The sequence below is a fragment of the Sphingobium sp. ba1 genome (genome assembly GCF_000743655.1).
Classification (GTDB): Bacteria; Pseudomonadota; Alphaproteobacteria; order Sphingomonadales; family Sphingomonadaceae; genus Sphingobium.
Genome location: NZ_JPPQ01000069.1, coordinates 128,082 through 148,104 on the forward strand (window position 1 = coordinate 128,082; position 20,023 = coordinate 148,104).

General features: G+C 63.9%; 14 protein-coding genes. 6 read left to right on the forward strand and 8 right to left on the reverse strand.

Going from position 1 to position 20,023, the window contains the following annotated elements; all coding sequences use genetic code 11:
- Positions 1-3: 3 nt before the first annotated feature.
- Both IL54_RS03690 and pepN read left to right on the forward strand, forming a co-directional pair.
- Entirely contained in the window at positions 4-891 is an 888-nt protein-coding gene (locus IL54_RS03690) for a ParB/RepB/Spo0J family partition protein (protein WP_037473344.1), read from the forward strand.
- Between the two features lie 68 nt (positions 892-959).
- Positions 960-3,557 (forward strand): aminopeptidase N, encoded by a 2,598-nt coding sequence (gene pepN / locus IL54_RS03695; protein ID WP_037473346.1) that lies wholly within the window; start codon positions 960-962, stop codon positions 3,555-3,557.
- Positions 3,558-3,598: 41 nt separating this feature from the next.
- On the opposite strand, the gene IL54_RS03700 is transcribed toward pepN, so the two are convergent.
- Genes IL54_RS03700 through IL54_RS03715 form a run of 4 tightly spaced genes read right to left on the reverse strand, consistent with a single transcriptional unit; the run spans position 3,599 to position 7,175 of the window.
- Positions 3,599-4,231, reverse strand: a complete 633-nt coding sequence (locus tag IL54_RS03700) for an ABC-type transport auxiliary lipoprotein family protein (RefSeq protein ID WP_443210280.1) — start codon at positions 4,229-4,231, stop codon at positions 3,599-3,601.
- Positions 4,228-5,190, reverse strand: coding sequence for an MlaD family protein (locus IL54_RS03705; protein ID WP_037473348.1), 963 nt, complete (start codon positions 5,188-5,190; stop codon positions 4,228-4,230). Before IL54_RS03705 ends, IL54_RS03700 begins: the two co-directional genes overlap by 4 nt.
- A 3-nt stretch (positions 5,191-5,193) precedes the next feature.
- The gene (locus IL54_RS03710; protein WP_037477748.1) at positions 5,194-6,066 is read right to left on the reverse strand and encodes an ABC transporter ATP-binding protein; all 873 of its coding nucleotides are present in this window, start codon (positions 6,064-6,066) and stop codon (positions 5,194-5,196) included.
- Complete coding sequence (locus IL54_RS03715) at positions 6,066-7,175, reverse strand: MlaE family lipid ABC transporter permease subunit (RefSeq protein WP_037473350.1); 1,110 nt, start codon at positions 7,173-7,175, stop codon at positions 6,066-6,068. Before IL54_RS03715 ends, IL54_RS03710 begins: the two co-directional genes overlap by 1 nt.
- 98 nt (positions 7,176-7,273) lie before the next feature.
- Here IL54_RS03715 and IL54_RS03720 point away from each other — a divergent pair, with 98 nt between their 5' ends.
- Positions 7,274-7,948, forward strand: a complete 675-nt coding sequence (locus IL54_RS03720; protein WP_037473352.1) for an HAD family hydrolase — start codon at positions 7,274-7,276, stop codon at positions 7,946-7,948.
- 63 nt (positions 7,949-8,011) lie between these two features.
- Here the strand turns inward: IL54_RS03720 and IL54_RS03725 are convergent, their stop codons facing one another.
- The 3 genes from IL54_RS03725 to IL54_RS03735 all read right to left on the reverse strand — a co-directional run bounded on the left by IL54_RS03725 (position 8,012) and on the right by IL54_RS03735 (position 12,178).
- A complete protein-coding gene (locus tag IL54_RS03725) occupies positions 8,012-9,814 on the reverse strand; it encodes an AsmA family protein (protein ID WP_237748774.1) in 1,803 nt (600 codons plus the stop codon).
- A 110-nt stretch (positions 9,815-9,924) separates the two neighbouring features.
- On the reverse strand, positions 9,925-10,854 hold the full coding sequence (locus IL54_RS03730) for a 2-hydroxyacid dehydrogenase (protein WP_037473354.1): 930 nt from the start codon (positions 10,852-10,854) through the stop codon (positions 9,925-9,927).
- Positions 10,855-10,858: 4 nt separating this feature from the next.
- Positions 10,859-12,178, reverse strand: coding sequence for a cystathionine gamma-synthase family protein (locus IL54_RS03735; RefSeq protein WP_037477752.1), 1,320 nt, complete (start codon positions 12,176-12,178; stop codon positions 10,859-10,861).
- Between the two features lie 274 nt (positions 12,179-12,452).
- Between IL54_RS03735 and IL54_RS03740 the strand changes: the two genes are divergently transcribed.
- The 3 genes from IL54_RS03740 to IL54_RS03750 all read left to right on the forward strand — a co-directional run bounded on the left by IL54_RS03740 (position 12,453) and on the right by IL54_RS03750 (position 17,351).
- Positions 12,453-14,861, forward strand: a complete 2,409-nt coding sequence (locus IL54_RS03740) for a ligase-associated DNA damage response DEXH box helicase (protein ID WP_037473355.1) — start codon at positions 12,453-12,455, stop codon at positions 14,859-14,861.
- A gap of 145 nt (positions 14,862-15,006) precedes the next feature.
- Positions 15,007-16,674, forward strand: coding sequence for a catalase (locus IL54_RS03745; protein WP_156106103.1), 1,668 nt, complete (start codon positions 15,007-15,009; stop codon positions 16,672-16,674).
- A 128-nt stretch (positions 16,675-16,802) separates the two neighbouring features.
- Complete coding sequence (locus IL54_RS03750; protein WP_052027537.1) at positions 16,803-17,351, forward strand: ankyrin repeat domain-containing protein; 549 nt, start codon at positions 16,803-16,805, stop codon at positions 17,349-17,351.
- Between the two features lie 172 nt (positions 17,352-17,523).
- Here IL54_RS03750 and gyrB read toward each other — a convergent pair whose 3' ends face one another.
- Positions 17,524-20,013 (reverse strand): DNA topoisomerase (ATP-hydrolyzing) subunit B, encoded by a 2,490-nt coding sequence (gyrB, locus tag IL54_RS03755; RefSeq protein WP_037473356.1) that lies wholly within the window; start codon positions 20,011-20,013, stop codon positions 17,524-17,526.
- Positions 20,014-20,023: the final 10 nt, after the last annotated feature.

Sequence of the window (20,023 nt, forward strand, 5' to 3'; positions counted from 1 at the left end):
ACTGTGAAGCGGCCCCATGGCCTGGGGCGCGGCCTGTCCGCGCTGCTCGGCGACGTCGCGCGCGAAGAGCCGGTTGCGCCCGTCGCCTCGCCGTCGAGCAAGGCGGTGCAGAATATCGAAGTGTCGCTCATCCAGCCGCATCCCGAACAGCCGCGTCGCCATTTCGACGAAGGCGCGTTGCAGGAACTGGCCGAGAGCATCGCCAAGCGCGGCGTGATCCAGCCGATCATTGTCCGCCCGCATGGTGGCGGCTTTCAGATCGTCGCGGGCGAACGTCGCTGGCGCGCGGCGCAGAGGGCGCAGCTCCACCGCATTCCAGCGATCGTCCGCGATTTCGACGAGCAGGAAACGCTCGAAATCGCGCTGATCGAAAATATCCAGCGCGAAGATCTCAACCCGATCGAAGAGGCCGAAGCCTATCGCAAGCTGATCGGCGACTTCCAGCACACGCAGGACGCCCTGGGTCGCATCGTCGGCAAATCGCGCAGCCACATCGCCAACCTCATGCGCCTGCTCGACCTGCCCGCTTCGGTGCAGCAGCAGGTGATGGAGCAGAAGATCAGCATGGGCCATGCCCGCGCCCTGATCGGCGTGCCCGATTGCGAAACGCTGGCGCGCCGGGTGGAAGAGAAGGGCTTGTCGGTCCGCGACACCGAGCAACTGGTCCGTCGCATGAAGACCGGCGACGACACGCCCGCCGCGCGTCGCGCCGGTGCCGCCGCCGAACCGGACGCGGACATCGCCTCGCTGGAACAGCATCTGGCCGACATATTGGGATTGAAGGTCGACATCCGCCACGAAGGCAATGGCGGCGGCACGCTGACCCTGCGCTATTCGACCCTCGATCAGTTGGACATGCTGTGCCAGCGTCTGTCGGGCGAACGGATTTAAGCAGGCAGGACGCGAAAAACCGGGCCACGCCGCTGGCCTTTTCCCGGCCGTCTCCCTAGCTTGGGGGGATGGCCGACATGCACGCTTCCCCCGCTTCTCCTTCCGTCATTCGTCGCGCGGATTATCGCCCGCCCGACTGGCTGGTGCCCGATATCGCGCTGGATTTCGACCTCGATCCCGCATGCACCCGCGTCCGCGCGACGCTCATGGTCACGCGCAACGGCGGTCATGATCGGCCCCTGCGGCTCGACGGCGATGGCTTGATCCCGCTGGAGGTCCGCATCGACGGCGAACTCGCCACGCCCGACCTATGGCATATGGAAGCAGGCTCCTTGTCCGTGGCGCTGTCCGGTTCGGCGCACAGTGTCGAAACGCTGGTCGAACTGGCCCCGGAAGCCAACAGCAAATTGATGGGCCTCTACGCCAGCGGGGGTCTGCTTTGCACCCAATGCGAGGCGGAGGGCTTTCGTCGCATCACCTTCTTCCCCGATCGCCCCGACATATTGTCGCGCTATGACGTGACGCTGCGCGCCGACAAGGCGCGCTTCCCCATATTGCTCTCCAACGGCGATCCGGTGGAGCAGGGTGAGGGTGACGCCGGACAACATTGGGCACGATGGGTCGATCCCTTCCCCAAGCCTTGTTACCTGTTCGCGCTGGTCGCTGCCGACCTGGCCTGCAACGCCGACAGCTTCGTGACGATGAGCGGTCGCGAAGTGCAATTGGGCATCTGGGTGCGCGAAGCGGATCTGCCCCGCACTGGCCATGCCATGCAGGCGCTCAAAAACTCCATGGCCTGGGACGAGCGCGTCTATGGCCGCGAATATGATCTTGATGTGTTCAACATCGTCGCCGTCGCCGACTTCAATTTCGGCGCGATGGAGAATAAGGGGCTCAACATCTTCAATTCGCGCTATATTTTGGCCGATCCTGAAACGGCGACGGATATCGATTATGACGGCGTGGAAGGCGTGGTGGCGCATGAATATTTCCACAACTGGTCGGGCAATCGAGTCACTTGCCGCGACTGGTTCCAACTGAGCCTCAAGGAAGGCTTCACCGTTTTTCGCGACCAGAATTTCTCGGCCGATATGGGCAGCCATGCGGTCAAGCGGATCGAAGATGTGCGCATCCTGCGCGCCGCACAGTTTCAGGAGGATTCAGGCCCGCTCGCCCATCCGGTGCGGCCTGAATCCTATATGGAAATCAGTAACTTCTACACCGCGACCATCTACAATAAGGGCGCGGAGCTGATCCGTATGATCGCCCTGATGCTGGGGCCTGAACGCTCCCGCGCGGGCACCGATCTCTATTTCGAACGGCATGACGGCCAAGCCGCCACCTGCGAGGATTTCGTCCTGGCCATGGAAGAGGGCGGGGAGATCGATCTCAGCCAGTTCCGCCGCTGGTATGAACAGGCCGGAACCCCACACGTCCGCGCCACGCTTGATCATGATCCGGTGACCCAGGTGGTCAACCTGCATCTGCACCAGTCGCTCGCCCCCACGCCGGGCCAACCGGACAAGGCCCCAATGGCGATCCCGCTGCGCGTCGCCCTGTTCGATCCCGCAACCAGCACCCATCATGGCGACGAACTGCTGCTACTCACCGAGTCGCAGCAGAGCTTCACCTTCCCCGATTTCGCCGCCGCGCCGATCCTGTCGATCAATCGCGGCTTCTCCGCTCCCGTGATCGTCGACACCAACCGCAGCCAGGACGATCTTGCCTTCCTGTCCGCCCATGATGATGACCCATTCGCCCGTTATGAGGCGATGCAGCAGTTGATGGTCAACATCCTGGTCGGCCGCATCACCGGTCAGCCCATGGACGACGGCCCTGTGATCGCCGCGTTCCGTCAGGTCATCACCGACCCTATGCTTGATCCCGCCTTCGTCGCCGAAGCCATCCGCCTGCCCAGCGAAGCCTATCTCGGCGATCAGATGGCGCAGGTCGATCCCGACGCGATACACGCCGCCCGCGAATCGCTGCAACAGCGCATCGGCGCGGAACTGGAGGCGGACTGGCGCGCAATTCACGCCCGTACCAAAGCGGCCGAATTTTCCATCTCCGCCACCGCCAAGGGCGCGCGCAAGCTACGCAACAGCGCGCTTTGCTATCTGGTCGCCTCCGGCGCGATGGACGGCCCCGCAACCGCCTTCGTCCAGTTCGACCACGCCCATAATATGACCGAGCGGCAAGCAGCCCTCGCCATCCTCGCCAACGGTGACAGCGCCGAACGAGTCGCGGCGCTCGATATCTTCTACAACCGCTATGGGGCCGACGCGCTGACGCTCGACAAATGGTTCCAGACCCAGGCCTTTGCCGCCCATCCCGACACGGTCGATCTGGTCGAGGAACTGGGGCGGCACAAGGACTTCACGCTCACCAATCCCAACCGCGTCCGCGCTCTTTATGGCGCCTTCACCGGCAATCAGTGGGCGTTCCACCACATATCCGGCAAGGGCTACAGGTTGGTGGCAGACTGCATCATTGCGCTGGACCGATTGAATCCGCAAACGGCGGCCCGCTTGGTGCCGCCACTCGGCCGCTGGAAGCGTTTCGATGCAGCGCGCGGCGCGCTCATGCGGGGCGAACTCGAACGCATATTGGCCCAGCCCGGCCTGTCCAAGGACGTGACCGAGCAGGCCAGTAAAAGTCTGGAATAGAGGAGAATGCCCCCGTTCGCGCGACGCGAACGGGGCGGCCATCAGTCCTTCATCGCCGCGACCCAGGCGGCGACGTCGCCAGCCACTTTGTTCGCTGCCAGGTTGAGCGGCGTTCCGACCGTCATCGACGTAATCTTCGCGCCCACTGGCTGGCAGGCAGTAAAGCGTTGCCGGGCCAAGGCGACCCCATTGGGCGTGGTCAGCACAGCGTCATAGGTAACGACCGCATTATTCCCCGGCGCATCCAGCCCAAAGGCAATCAACTCGCCCGATAGCCGCTGGCCACCGTCACCCGAAAACTGCCCCGAATCGAGCACCACCCGGTCGGTGGTCGCCGAAATCGTCTCGGCCAACAAGCGTCGGAACAGATGGCGCGGCGTATCGGCCCATTGCACATCCGTCACATAGGCGACCGACGTCGGGCTGGTCTGCACCGGGATACGTATCGTATCCAGCATCTTGGGCGCGTCGGGATCGGACACGATCAATGTGCGCCCAGCGCCAGCACGCTGCGCCGTGCCAGCGGGCACCTTCTGCACCGCATCCAGCGTCAACAGCCGTTCGGGCACCTTCCCGCCGATCGAGACGCAGCCCGACAGCAGGACGGCGGCGGTCAGCGCCGCAAGGGCGCCGGTGGGTTTGGCATGGAACATGGTCCGCATCTCTCTCATCATGGCTTATAGTCCGGCAGCTTGGGCGATCCGACCAGCGAACCCGCGCCCTGCTGGTCCAATTTCTCGGCAACGCCGCGGAAGGCGCGCGACATTTCGCGCAGGTCGCGCACCAGCTGGTTCACTTCCGGCATGGTCTGGGTGCTGAACGCCTCCACGCCCGGCCGCGCCGCGCCGATGGTCTTGTCCAGCGTATCGATGCTGCGCGTCGCCGACTGCACGCTCTTGCGCAGATCGGCCATCAATGGCTTGCCTTCTTCGTTCAGCATCGCGTCGGTCGTCGCGGCCAGCTTGCCGATCTGCTCGACGGCAACGCCGGTGCGCTGCACTGCGATACGCGCTTCGGCCAAGGTTGCGGCGATCTCCGGGCTACGGTCGGCCAAAGCCCCCGACACCCGCTCGACATTGGCCAATATGCCCGCGATCGACTGCTGATTCTTGTCGCTCAGCACTTCGGTCAGCCGCTCGGTCAGCGTGGACAAGCGCTCCAGCAATTGCGGCGCGCTATTGAGCAATTCGCCCAGTGCCCCCGGCTTAGTCGGGATCACGGGCACGCCATCGGGGCATACCGCCTGGGGATTTTCCGCCGGACAAATGATCGGCGGCGCGCCCTTGACCGCGCCGTCCAGCACCACTTCGCTCACCCCGGTAAAGCCGACGCCCGCAATGCTCGCGGTCGTGCCCTGCAGCACCGGCGTCCCGTCCTTCACCGTAATGCGCACCCGCACGAAGCTTGGATCGCGCTTCCACAGGTCGATCGATTCCACCTGACCGGAGGGGACGCCCGCATAGTTGACGCTCGAACCCTTGGCCAAGCCGCTGACCGACTGTTTGAAGAAAATATCATATTGCTTGTTCTGCCCGTCGGAAATGCGGGAGAACCAGAAGGCCGCGATGATGATCGCCGCCAGCAGCAGCAGCGTGACCGTGCCCACCAGCACATGGTTGGAGCGGGTTTCCATATCCTATTGCCTTCCGTCCGGCGGGGTCTGAGCCGCCTTGTTCTTTTCCCGCGATACTGCCGCCGTCGCCGCACGGCCACGCGGCCCATTGAAATATTCCTGGATCCACGGATGGTCGAGCGCCAGCAGCTCATCGATCGTGCCGACCGCGATCACCTTCTTATCCGCCAGCACCGCCACCCGATCACAAATCGAATAGAGCGTATCGAGATCATGGGTGATGAGGAAGACGGTAAGACCCAAAGTCTCCTGCAATTTGCGGGTCTGCTCGTCGAACGCCGCCGCGCCGATCGGATCAAGGCCAGCGGTCGGCTCATCGAGGAACAGCAGGTCCGGGTCCAGCGCCAGCGCGCGGGCCAGGCCAGCGCGCTTCTTCATGCCGCCCGACAATTCCGACGGATATTTCGGCCCCGCCTCGGCGGGCAGGCCGGTCATGCGGATCTTGTAGGCCGCAATCTCGTCACGCAATTGCGCCCCGATATTGGGATAATATTCGCGGATCGGCACTTCGATATTTTCCGCCACGGTCAGCGTCGAAAACAGCGCACCGCCCTGGAACAACACGCCCCACCGCTTGCGGATCGCCAGCGCATCATCGTCCAGCCGCCCGACCATCGATTCGCCAAAGACATGGATTTCGCCCTCGTTCGGCGTCTGAAGGCCGATGATCGCGCGCATCAGCACCGACTTGCCGGTGCCCGATCCGCCGACCACGCCCAATATCTCGCCCTTGCGCACATCAAGGTCGAGGCCATCATGGATGACCTGGTCGCCAAAGGCATTACGAATGCCGCGCACCGAAATGGCGATGTCGGACTGTTCGACCGCTTGGGCGAGCCGCTGCTCTTCGGCCTGGCGCTGTTCGTCTTCGGTCATCAGTTCCACCCTACCCAAGTGAAGAACACCGCGAAGAAAGCATCGATGACGATGACGAGGAAGATCGCCTGGACGACGGCGGCGGTGGTGCGCAGCCCCACTTCCTCCGCATTGCCCTTGACCTGCATGCCTTGAAAACAGCCGGAAATGGCGATGATCAGGCCGAACACAGGTGCCTTGATCAGCCCGACCCACAGGTCGGTGATCGGCACGACTTCGCGCAACCGCTGGAAAAAGGTGATAGGCGGAATATCGAGCGCGATCGCGCACAGGAAAGCGCCGCCCAGCACTGACAGAATCGACGCATAAAAGCCAAGCAGCGGCATCATGATGATGACGGCCAGCGTGCGCGGCAGGACGAGCGCTTCCATCGGCGACACGCCGATGGTCCGCATCGCGTCGATTTCCTCGGTCAACTTCATCGTGCCCAATTGCGCGGCAAAGGCTGAGCCGGAGCGGCCAGCGACCATGATCGCGGTCATCAATACGCCCAACTCACGGAAGGTCAGGCGACCGACCAGGTTGATCGTCAGCATCTCCATGCCGAACTGACGCAACTGCACCGATCCCTGCTGGGCGATGACGATGCCGATCAGGAAGCTCATCAGGCCGATGATGCCCAGCGCGGACACGCCCACGACCTCGAAACGCTGCACCACTGCATTGACGCGGAAGCGGCTGGGATGGCGGATCAGGCTCCAGGCCGCGACCAGTGTCGCGCCGAAAAAGCCCAGCAGTCCCAACATGGTCGACCCGGCGGTGCTGACCGCCTCGCCGATCTGGCCGACGACGCGGCGCAGGGCCGGAACGCTGTCTGGGTGGATCGAAACCGGATCGTCCAGCGCGCCGACCGTATCGATCAGCCGCTGCGCATCCGGGTGCGCGCCGCTGATCTGACTGCCCAGCCGCTTGGCGGTGCGATGCACCGTCCACGCGCCGATCGTGTCCATATGATCGACGTCGGACAGGTCGATCGTCCCGACCGGACCCTGCACGGCATCCAGCCGGTCGGGCAGGTCATGCAGCGATGCGATCGCCAGCGAACCGGACAGCCGCAGCACGCTGCCGCCGTCGCTTTGTTCTTCGGCCAGTGAAGCGGCTTTATTCATGCGATGGGATTAGTGGTCCAATATCGGTTGCACGGCAAGCCGAAACGGCCCATCCGCAAGTCCGAACGAAGGGCAGCGGCAAAAGTTTCGGATACGGCATGACGCATCGGTTGGCGATTTACGACATGGACCGCACGGTGACGTTCAGCGGCACCTATACCGGCTTCCTCATCCATGTGGCGCGGGCGATGGCCCCGTGGCGGCTGATCCTGCTCCCCTGCGTCGTGCTGCTGATGCTGGCCTATGTCCTCAAGCTGCTGTCGCGCCAGCGGCTCAAGGAACTCAATCAGGCGCTGATGATCGGGTTCCATGTGGAACGCGCCCGGTTGATGCCGCATGTCGAAAGCTATGCTGACAAGGTGCTGGCGACCAACCTGCGCGCCGACGCGGTGGCGCAGATCGCGCGCGACCGCGCCGATGGCTATCGCCTCGTTCTCGCCACCGCTTCCTACCGCCTCTATGTCGAACCGATCGCCCGGCGACTGGGTTTCGACGCGGTGATCGCGACCGACCATCTTTCGCAGGATCTGCGTTATGTCCGGGCCAAGATTGCCGGCGAAAATTGCTACGACACCGGCAAGCTGCGGATGATCAAAGCGTGGATGGCGGCGCAGGCGATCGACCGGACCCAGACTCATATCCGCGCCTATTCCGACCATGTGTCGGACGCGCCGATGCTGGAATTTGCCGACGTCCCCATCGCCTCCAACCCGCACAAGCCGCTGGCCAAGCTGGCGGCGGTGCGCGGCTGGACGCGGGTCGACTGGAATTAGACATAGACATCCGTTCGTTTCGAGCGAAGTCGAGAAACGCGCGAACCGAACCGATATGTCGGTCTAACGCATCGCCGACCGCGCCAGCGCGTCGCAATCCGCATCGCTGGCGCGCGGCACCTTGTCGCCACCGATCGCATCGCCGATCATCTTGAGGATGCCCTTGGCTGATCGTGCTTCCTTGGGCACTTGAATATCGGGCGCCTTGATCGTGCCGCGGATCGGCACCGTGCCTTTCAGCCGCAACAGGCTCCCCTTCTTGGGCTGCCCGCTGAGCGTTAGCGCAAGCGTCTCGTCCGACAGGCGGATCGTGCCGGTGGCGCGGGTCTGTGCGCGGGATGTGTCGATCAGCACCGGATTGGTCCGCGCGACGCCGCCCTTGACGTCGAACCGCGCGACCATGCAGCGCAGCACCGCCATCTTGTCCTTGTCGAGCGTCAACCCCTTGCCGACATCCTGCCCCATCAACGCCGCCGTGCGCGCCGGGATCGATCCGTCGCGTGCGACCAGCGCGATTGTGCCCGATGATTGCCCGACCGCTTGGCGGATGGTGCGCCCCGGTCCGTTCAGCGCGATGCGCCCGACCAGCCCGCCGTCGATCCGCGTTTCGGGAAAGAAATCGAGCAGCCGCGCCGATCGCAGATCAAGCGACAGATCGAGTCGCGGCCCGCCGTCACGCTGATCCACCGTCAACCGCCCGCCCAGCACGCCGCGCGTCAGGTCCATCCGCAACGGTTCGACCACCAGCCGACTGCGCTCCAGCGTCAACACGCCCTTGAGCGAACGGAACGGGCTGGACCCAGGCCATAACAGCCGGTCAGCCTGTATCTCCAACCGCCCATCGGTGCGCGCCATCTTGCGCAGGTCGATGGCGGTGTCGGGGATCAGCCGGTCGCCCAGCCGCGCACGCTTGGCCAATGCCTTGCGTCGGCCTTCATCCGACGACAGGTCGTTGAAATCCAGCTGCGCCGCGCGAATCGCGCCGTCGATCCGGGTACGGCCCTCGCGCTTGCGGACGGTGGCATGGCCCGCAATCGCGGACCGGCCGATCGTGCCTTTGAGCGATTCGATGATCCAGTCCGGCCGCTCGCGCACAACCTGCGCCGTCAGTCGCACGGGCTGGGTGCCGGGCAGGCCCGCCTCGATGATCGCGTCCAGCACCCGCAGGTCGATCGCATGGCCCGTCACCTTGCCGCGCAAATGGCCGATGTCGAGCGGGCCATCCATGGTGCCATCGAACGTCATGCCCACGGCATCGCCTGCAATTTCTGCGCGAAATGGCCAGCGAGTGCTTGGTTTATGACCCAGTATCGGCGCGCCGCTGGCGGTGACCGTGACGGGATAGCCGCGCACATCGCCTTTGCCGGACAGGCGCAGCCCCTTGCCATCGACAGCCAAGGCCGCGTCCATCGATCGCCCGCGCTTGTCGTCGCGATAGGCGATACGGCTGTCGCTGACGGTCAGGCTGCGCAACGCCGGGCGTCGGCCCTTGCGCTCATCGCCACCGCTGCGCTCGCCGCTCCAACTTTCGCGCCCATCGGCCGCGCGATAGAAGTTCAGGTGCGCGCGGCGCAGGTCCAGCGTCTCGACCACCGGCCCGCCGGTCAGCAGCGCCAGCGCCGAAAAGCCGACCCGCGCCTCGCCGATCCGGGCAAGATCGCCGTCGCCCTTCGCCCAATCGGGTTGCGGTACGCGCATATCGGTCAGGCGGACGACGGGATGGAAGGACAGGCTATCCTCGCGCGTCATCGTGCCGATCGTGACCGGCTTGCCGATCCGCGCCGACAGCCGCGCCTCGATCCGATCCTTGAACATCCCCCAGGGGAAGGCCGCCAGCAGCAGTGTCGCAACGACCAGCAATGTCACCAGCCCGGCGCCAATGCCTATGGCCCATCGCGCTCCCCGCTTTGCGTTCACCGACACCCCCCAAGTCCCCCATCATTGTGTCGCGCTCAACGCACGACTCGTCTTAGGGTTCAGCCGCGCACCGGCGAGATCAGCGGCTTGTCTGCGAAATGCGCCGTCAGATTGGCGAGCAGCATCTGCGCCATATGCGCCACCGCCTCATGCGTCGCCCCGCCGATATGCGGGGTCAGCACGACATTGGGCACATCGACCCAGCGAGCGGGATCGGTCGGTTCGGGATCATAGACGTCGATCGCCGCACCGCCCAGCCGCCGGGATATGAGCGCCGCGATCAGCGCCGCCTCATCCACCAACTGTCCGCGCGCGACATTGACCAGCAACCCCTCCGGTCCCAATGCCTCCAGGATTGCGGCGGAAATCATGCCGCGATTGCTCTCGTCCGCCCGCGCCGCGACCAGCAATATGTCGCTCTCGTGCGCCAGCGCCTCCAGGCTGGCGGTGCGCGGCCAGGGGAGGGCGGGCTTCTCGCGCGGCCCCCACCAACTGACCTGCATCCGCATCGCCTGCGCCCGTTCCGCTACCGCAACGCCGATCGAGCCCATGCCGACGATGCCGAGCTTCGCCCCACCCATCGACCGGGTCCGCGTCTTGGCCGCCATCGTCCACTTGCCCGCCCGCAAATGCCGGTCGCCGCCCACGATCCAGCGTCGATGCGCGATCATCAGGCCGATCGCATGATCGGCGACATCCTGCGCATTGGCGTCGCCTGCATGGGTCACCGCAATCCCGCGCTCCCGCGCGAGCGCCAGGTCCACGCCATCATAGCCCACGGTGAAGCAGGCGATCAGTGACAGGCGCGGCATTGCTTCGACCAGCGCCCGCTCCAGCACGAACTCGCCCGCCCAGATCACCGCGTCCACCCGCGCCAACGCCGCCGCGTCGGGCTCCTCCCACAGCTTCATGACGTCATAATCCTGCGCCAGCAGCGGCACGACCGGGGCCAGCAAAGCCTGACCCACCAAGAGAACAGGTCGCGTCATGGCCTTACCCAATCGCCCGCAGCGCTTGCGCAAAGTCCGCGATCAGATCGTCGGCATCCTCGCAGCCGATCGAGATGCGCACCATATTGTCGCCAATCCCCAACGCCGCCTTGCGCGCGGCCGGCACCGACAAATGCGTCATCGCGGCGGGATGACTTGCCAGCGTCTCGGTCCCGCCCAGGCTGACCGCCAGCTTGGCGATCTTGAGCGCATCGAGAAAAGCGAACGCCTCCGCCTCGCCACCCTTCAGATAGAGCGAAAAGGTTGATCCCGCCCCGGTGCAATGCCGCTCGTAAATGTCGCGCTGCCGCTCGGTTTCGGGAAAGCCGAGATAGACGATCTTCTCCACCTGCGGCTGCTCGCGCAGCCAGGCACACACCTTCGCCGCATTCTCGCCCGCCCGGCTCATCCGCAATTCCAGCGTCTCCAGACTGCGCATCAGCATCCAGGCCGAATGCGGGTCCAAAATCGTGCCGATCGTATTGCGCATCAACCGGATCGTGGTGATCAGCGCGCTGGACCCCAGCACCCCGCCCGCGACCAGATCGCTATGCCCGCCAGCATATTTGGTCAGGCTATAGATCACCAGATCCGCGCCATGGGCCAACGGCTTCAACCATAACGGCCCCAAAAATGTATTGTCGATCGCGATTGGCGGCACATGATCTTCGCCCGCAAAGGCCAAGTCGCGCCGCGCAACCACCGCTTCGATATCGACCAGCACATTGGTCGGATTGGCCGGGCTTTCGAGATACAATAGCGCCACGCGACCCAGCCCCTTGGCCTTCTCGATCACCGCGCCAATCTCGTCATCGGTCGCGCCCGCCGGAAAATCGAGCCACTGCACCCCGAACTTGCCCAATATCCGCCCGATCAGCGACTCCGTCGCGGCATAGAGCGGCGCGCTATGGACGATCACGTCACCCGGCTGCACCATCGCCAGCAAGGTAGTGGCGATCGCCGACATGCCGCTGGAAAAGAGCAGCGCATCCTCGGCCTCTTCCCACACAGACAGCCGATCCTCGGCAATTTCCTGATTGGGACCATTGAAGCGCGAATAGACAAGGCCTTCGGACCCGCCCGGACGGATGCCCGTCACCCCCTCGAAATGCCGCTTGCCCGCTGCCGCGCTTTCGAACGCGAAGGTGGAGGTCAGGAAGATCGGCGGCTTCAACGACCCTTCGGACAGGGTCGGGTCATAGCCATGCCCCATCATCAGCGTCGCGGGCTTCAACTTGCGCCCGTCAATTTCCATGATCGGCGGCTTGGGACGGCGGCGGTTGGATTCGACGCCCGTCAGATCAGCTTCACTTTCGCCAGGCATATCGTTTATCTCCTGCATGATGCGGCATCTGCTGCGCCGCTCTTGATGGCGCGATGGTAACGCAGGGACAGGTCGGACGACCAGAGGGCAGCGACATAAAATTTTACCGACGTGGACTTAAATTACGCGATCGCGCCGTGCAGATCATCGGCGAATATCCACGCGGGGAGCCGCGGAGCGCGCGCACGGTCGGCTATGCCCTCCGCGTCTCCGCGCGAACCCTTCTTCCCGCCCATGTCGTGACAGGCTTAGGCCGACTCCCTACATCCACCCCATGGATGCTCTCCCCCAAGTGCTGGAAGACTGGTTCGCCGCGCGCGGCTGGGCACCACGTTCGCACCAGCGCGCCATGCTCGCCGCCGCGCGCCGGGGCGATCATGCGCTGCTCGTCGCCCCGACCGGGGCGGGCAAGACGCTGGCGGGTTTCCTACCGACCCTGGCCGACCTTATCGACCGCCCGACCGACCGGCTCCACACCCTCTATGTTTCGCCGCTCAAGGCGCTAGCCGTGGACGTCCGCCGCAATCTGCTGACCCCGATCGAGGACATGGCGCTCCCGATCCGCGTCGAAACCCGCACCGGCGACACGCCCTCGGATCGCAAGGCGCGCCAGCGCGTCAAGCCCCCTCACATCCTCCTCACCACGCCCGAATCGCTCTCGCTGCTGCTCAGCTATCCCGACGCGACGCTGATGTTCGCCGATCTGCAAACCGTCATCGTCGATGAAGTCCACGCTTTCGCCACGCAGAAGCGCGGCGATCTGCTCAGCCTGTCGATGGCGCGGCTGCAGACGATCAACCCCGCCCTGCGCCGCGTCGCTCTCTCCGCCACAGTGGCGGACGTCGATGCCTATCGCGCCTGGCTCGCGCCCGATGGCGACATTGGCACGGTCGCGGCGGTATTGGGGGAGGCGGGCGCGGAGCCGAACGTCACCATCCTCATCCCCGAAGGTCGCGTCCCCTGGTCGGGCCATTCGGGCAAATATGCCGCGCATCAGGTGATGGCCGAAATCGCCGCGCATCAAACCACGCTCGTCTTCTGCAACACGCGCGGCCTCGCCGAACTCATCTTTCAGGAACTCTGGTCAGCGAACGACGCCAACCTGCCGATCGCCATCCACCATGGTAGCTTGTCCATCGAAGCCCGGCGCAAGGTGGAAAGTGCGATGGCCGACGGCAAACTGCGCGCGCTGGTTGCCACCGCCTCGCTCGACCTTGGCGTCGATTGGGGCAATGTCGATTGCGTCATTCAGATGGGCGCACCCAAGGGCTCGTCGCGCCTGCTCCAGCGGATCGGCCGCGCCAACCACCGGCTCGATCAGGCCAGCGAGGCGATCCTTATCCCCGGCAATCGTTTCGAATATCTCGAAGCCCGCGCCGCCCTAGATGCGGTGGAGGCGGGCGAGCGCGATGCCGATGATTTCCGCGTCGGCAGCCTCGATGTGCTGGCCCAACATATCATGGGCCTCGCTTGCGCCGGTCCCTTCCACGAAGCGGCGATGCTCGCCGAAATCCAGTCCGCCACCCCCTATAGCGCGCTGACGCCTGACGCCTTCGCCTCCGTCCTCCATTTCATCGAAGGCGGCGGCTATGCCCTGCGCGCCTATGACCGGTTCAAACGGCTGGCCCAGGATGCCGACGGCACATGGCGCGTCGCTCACCCGCGCTTCATTCAGCAGCATCGCCTCAACGCCGGGATCATCGTCGATCAGCCCGCGCTCGCCGTCCGCTTCGCCAATGGCCGCAAGCTCGGCACGGTGGAGGAGGGCTTTGCCGCGCAGCTGGCCCCCGGCGACAGCTTCTTCTTCTCCGGCATGGCGCTCGAAGTGGTCAAGATGGACACCACCGATCTGGTCGTCCGCGCGACCTCCAAACAGGCGCGCATCCCCAGTTGGGGCGGCAGCCGCATGGCCATGTCCACGCGCCTCGCCGACCGCGTCCGCGCCTTCCTCGCCAGCCCCGACCAATGGCATCGCTTCCCGCCCGACGTGCGCGAATGGCTGGACATGCAGAAACTCCGTTCCGTCCTGCCGCAACCGGGCCAACTGCTCATCGAAACCTTCCCGCACGAAGGCCGTCACTATCTGGTCTGCTACAGTTTCGAAGGCTGGAACGCGCATCAATCGCTCGGCATGTTGCTCACCCGCCGGATGGAGAGCCAGGGCCTTATGCCCTTGGGTTTCGTCGCCAACGACTACGCGCTCGCCGTCTACGGCCTGAAACCCGTCACCGACCCGCAAAGCCTTTTCTCCGCCGACATACTCGACCATGAATTTGTCGATTGGGTCGAACAATCGAGCCTGCTCAAACGCGCCTTCCGCGACGTCGCGGTCATCTCCGGCCTGATCGAGCGCCAGCATCCCGGCAAGCGCAAGACCGGGCGGCAGGTCACTTTCTCCACCGACCTCATCTACGACGTGCTGCGCAAATATCAGCCTGACCATCTGCTGATCAAGGCCGCCTGGGCCGACGCCCGCGCGCGTATGACCGATGTCGGGCGGCTGGGTGACCTGATCGACCGGGCGGCGACGACTATGCTGCATGTCACGCTCGACCGGGTCAGCCCGCTTGCCGTGCCGGTCCTCATCCTCATCGGCCGCGAGCAGGTCGCGCAAAGCGCTGCCGAGGATGCGTTGCTGATCGAAGCCGAAGCACTGGTGACGTTGGCGATGCGCGCCGATTGAGCATTGCTGCGGCAATGATCGAAATTCCCACTATCTGAAAGCTAGATAAGCCGTTTCTCTTGCGGACTTTACGGGTCCATCCATCGTTTCCCAGTCCGAGGGGTGTCGATCGTCACGATCGACAAAACAACAGAGGAACCTGATCATGTCGAATTCACCGATTTCGGCCGCGCCGCTGCGCGGCCTGACCCTGGCTGCCGTCAGCCTGTCCGCGCTTGTCGGCGCACAGGCCTCGGCCCAGACCAACACGCAGGTCGCCCCGCGCATGGCCACCGTCACCTTGCCCGCCGATGCCGGGCAGACCATGACCGTCCCCGCCGAAGCTGCGCCCGCGACCGTCCCCAACATGACGCGCGACAATGGCGCGCCGATCGGGGCTAACCGCAACAGCAAGACCGCAGGCGACCTTGGCCCGGTACTGCTTGAAGACACCACGCTGATTGAAAAGCTTGCTCGCTTCGACCGCGAACGCATCCCAGAGCGCGTCGTCCACGCGCGCGGCACTGGCGCGCATGGCGTCTTCCGCGCCACCGCCGACATGAGCGACCTGACCCGCGCCTCGCTGTTCACGTCGGGTAAGGAAACCCCGGTCTTCGTGCGCTTCTCCAGCGTCATCCACCCATCGGGCAGCCCTGAAGGCCTGCGCGACCCGCGCGGCTTTGCCACCAAATTCTACACGGATCAGGGCAATTGGGATCTGGTCGGCAACAACCTGCCGATCTTCTTCATCCGCGACGCCATGCAATTCCCTGACATGGTGCATAGCCTCAAGCCCTCGCCGGTCACCAACAAGCAAGACCCCAACCGCTATTTCGATTTCTTCTCGAACACGCCTGAATCCACCAATATGCTGACCCAGCTCTATTCGAACCTGGGCACGCCTTCCTCCTACCGCACCATGGACGGCAATGGCGTCCACGCCTTCAAGCTGGTGAACGCGCAGGGCAAGGTGACTTTCGCCAAGTTCCGCTGGATCAGCCGCCAGGGCGTCAAGAATCTTACCGGCAAGGATGCAGGCGCGGCCCAGTTCAACTTCCTGACCGACGATCTCTATCGCGAAGTCGGCAAGGGCAATTTCCCGACCTGGGATCTGATGGTGCAGACCATGACCCCCGAACAATTTGCGGGTCTCGACTATAATCCGTTTGACGATACCAAGGAATGGCTCGACGTACCCTTCCGCAAGATCGGCGAGATGACGCTCAACAAGATGCCGGCCAATTATTTCGAATTCACCGAGCAGTCGGCCTTTGCGCCGTCCAACATGGTGCCCGGCATCGAAGCCTCGCCCGACCGGATGCTCCAGGGCCGCCTGTTCAGCTATGCCGACACGCAGCGCTATCGCGTCGGCGCGAACGTCCTGCAACTGCCGGTCAACAAGCCGCTGGCCCCGGTGGTCAATAATTCGCAGGATGGCGTGATGGACGCGACCGGCTCGACCTCCAACGTCAATTATTTCCCGGCGATGGTGCAGAAGCAGGCTGCGGCCGAATTTGGCCAGTCGACCTATGCGATCAATGCGACGGTCGACACCAAACCGATCGAAAAGACCAATAATTTCGCACAGGCAGGCATCTTCTACCGCGCGCTGTCGGCCAAGGACAAGGCCGACCTGATCGCGAACCTCGCGGGCGATTTGGGCCAGGTCACCTCCGACCGCACCCGCACGATGATGGTCAGCTATTTCTACCAGGCGGACAAGGATTACGGCACCCGCATCGCCAAGGCGGTGAACGTGCCCATGGCGGAAGTGACCAAGGCGGTCTCCGAATATGAAGCCGCCTATCCGCAACAACGCCTGACCGTGCGTTAAGGCACGGCACAAACACCGTTCGCCCTGAGCTTGTCGAAGGGCCCTTCCTTCTTTCCCTATGTAAAGAAGGGAGGGGCTTCGACAGGCTCAGCCCGAACGGATCATTTACACAATAAGGCTGACTAGCGATGCTCTCCCTCCTCCTGGCCACAGCGCTGGCCGCCGCAACGCCCGCGCCCGACGCACTCCCCACCCCCGAACGCCGCCAGCAACTCCTGTTCGACGCCGCCCGACTCGGCCGTACCGACATGATCACGCCGCTCGTCAAGGCAGGCGTCGACCTTAACGCAACCGACGCCCGCGGCTTCACCCCGCTCATCCTCGCGGCCTATAATGGTCAGGCGGAAACGCTCGACGCGCTGATCGCCGCCGGTGCGGACCCCTGCAAGCCCGACGAATCGCAGGGCAATACCGCGCAAATGGGCGTCGCCTTCAAGGGCAATGACGCGATCGCCGCGCGGCTTCTGACCGCAGGCTGCGACGTCAACGCCCGCAACAAGGCGGGGCAAACCGCGCTGATGATGGCGGCGCTCTTTGGCCGCAGCGCCCAGGTCGCCATGCTGGTGAAAGCCGGTGCCGACCCAGCGCTCGCTGATGCCTCCGGCCGCACCGCCAAGGCCGTCGCCCAGGGCCAGGGCAATGACGCGATGGTCAAACAGCTCGACGCCAAGCCATAACCACCATTTGGCGGGAATAGCGTACAAAGCCTGTTCCACGTGAAACGGAAGATGGCGCTATTTCAGCATCTTCCGATCAGCCAAAGCGGACATAGGGCGACACTAGGCGGGGCGGCGAACCACCCCCGTCCAACGTCATTTTCGCAAACCAATGTCCGCTTCGCTGTCCGCTTTAGACGTCCAGATTGGCGACGTTCAGCGCATTATCCTGAATGAACTCGCGCCGCGGCTCGACGACTTCGCCCATCAAGCGGCTGAAAATCTCGTCGGCAATATCCGCCTGCTCGACCTCGACCCGCAGCATCGACCGGTTGTCGGGGTCCAGCGTGGTTTCCCACAGCTGCTCGGCATTCATCTCGCCCAGCCCCTTGTAGCGCTGGATCGCCAGCCCCTTGCGCCCTGCCGCCAAAATCGCTTCCAGCAATTCGCTCGGCCGCGTCACCAGCGTCATACCCTTGGCAGGGGCGGCAGGCAGGTCATCGTCGCCCGCTTCTTCGGCGGCCATCGCCGCCTTGGCGGTGACCAGCCGGGCCGGGGTCAGATAGCTTTGCGATTCTTCGCTCGCCAATGTGTGTAACTTGCGCGCCTCGGCCGACCCGACGAAACCATGTTCGATGACATGATGGTCGGTCACGCCGCGCCACAGCCGTTCGAAATGGAAACCGCCTTCTTCGGCGATCCGGCCGGTCCATTTGCCCTCGGCATCCTGCGCGCCCATCCAGGCGACCGCCGCGTCCAGGCGGGTTGCCTGCTCGTCCTGCGACAATTCGGGGTCGAGCGCCCCGGTCAGGCTCAGCGCTTCGATGATCGTCGGGTCATAGCGGCGGGGAACATAGCGCATCACCGCGCGCATCCGTCGGGCATGATCGACCAGGCTCTTGAGGTCATTGCCGGTCCGCGTCCCGGCCGGTCCCTCCAGCACCATCGATTCGACACCATTATCGACCAGATATTGCTCCAGCGCGGTATCGTTCTTCAGATAGAGTTCGCTGCGGCCGCGCGTCGCCTTATACAGCGGCGGCTGGGCGATATAGAGGTGTCCGCCCTCGATGATCTGCGGCATCTGGCGATAGAAGAAGGTCAAAAGCAGCGTGCGGATATGCGCGCCATCGACGTCCGCGTCGGTCATGATGACGATCTTGTGGTAGCGCAGCTTTTCCAGGTTGAAATCGTCGCGAATGCCCGTGCCCATCGCCTGGATGAGCGTGCCGACTTCCTTGGACGACAGCATCTTGTCGAAGCGCGCGCGCTCGACGTTCAGGATCTTGCCCTTCAACGGCAGGATCGCCTGATTATGCCGGTTGCGGCCTTGCTTTGCCGAACCGCCTGCCGAATCACCCTCGACCAGGAACAGTTCGGACTTGGCCGGATCGCGCTCTTGGCAGTCGGCCAGCTTGCCGGGCAGGCTGGCAATATCCAGCACGCCCTTGCGCCGGGTCAGCTCGCGCGCCTTCTTGGCCGCTTCGCGCGCGGCGGCGGCGTCGATCACCTTCTGGATGATCATCTTGCCGTGCGCCGGATTTTCTTCCAGCCACTCGGCCATCTTGTCGGCCATCAGGCTTTCGAGCGGCTGGCGCACTTCGGAGGAGACCAGCTTGTCCTTGGTCTGCGACGAGAATTTGGGATCGGGCAATTTGACCGAGACGATCGCGGTCAGACCTTCGCGCATATCCTCGCCCGTCAGGCTCACCTTCTCCTTCTTCAACATGCCCGATTTTTCGGCATAATTGTTGAGGGTGCGGGTCAGCGCCGCGCGGAACGCCGCCAAATGGGTGCCGCCGTCGCGCTGCGGGATATTATTGGTGAAGCACAGCACATTTTCATAATAGCTGTCGTTCCACTCCAGCGCGACTTCGATGGTCACATTGTCGCGCGTGCCCGAAATGGCGATCGGCTCCGGCATCATCGCCGATTTGTTGCGATCGAGATAGCTGACGAAGGCCGCGATGCCGCCCTCATAGTATAGTTCGACTGTCTTGCTTTCCTCATGCCGCGCGTCGGTCAGAAACAGGCGCACGCCGCTGTTGAGGAAAGCCAGCTCGCGATAGCGATGCTCCAGCTTGTCGAAATCATAGTCGGTGACATTCTTGAACGTGTCGGTCGAGAACATGAAGGTGACCTTCGTGCCCTTCTGCCCCGGTGCGGCCGGACCCAGCACCTTGAGCGGTGCCTCAGCATCGCCATGGCGGAACCGCATCCAATGTTTCTGCCCGTCGCGCCAGATGTTCAGCTCCAGCCAGTCGGACAGCGCGTTCACCACGGAAACGCCCACGCCATGCAGGCCGCCCGATACCTTATAGGCATTGTCGTCCGACGTATTTTCAAACTTACCCCCGGCGTGCAACTGGGTCATGATGACCTCGGCCGCCGACACGCCTTCCTCGGTATGGATGCCGGTCGGGATGCCACGACCATTGTCCATCACGCTGACCGACCCATCGGGATTCAGCGTGATGTCGATCCGGTCGCAATGCCCGGCCAGCGCCTCGTCGATCGCATTGTCGCTGACCTCGAACACCATATGGTGCAGGCCGCTGCCATCGTCGGTATCGCCGATATACATGCCCGGCCGCTTGCGGACCGCATCCAGACCTTTCAGCACCTTGATGCTGTCGGCGCCATATTCGTTGCTGTTCGGGGAGTTTACGGGTTCTTCGCTCATAGCCCAGCCT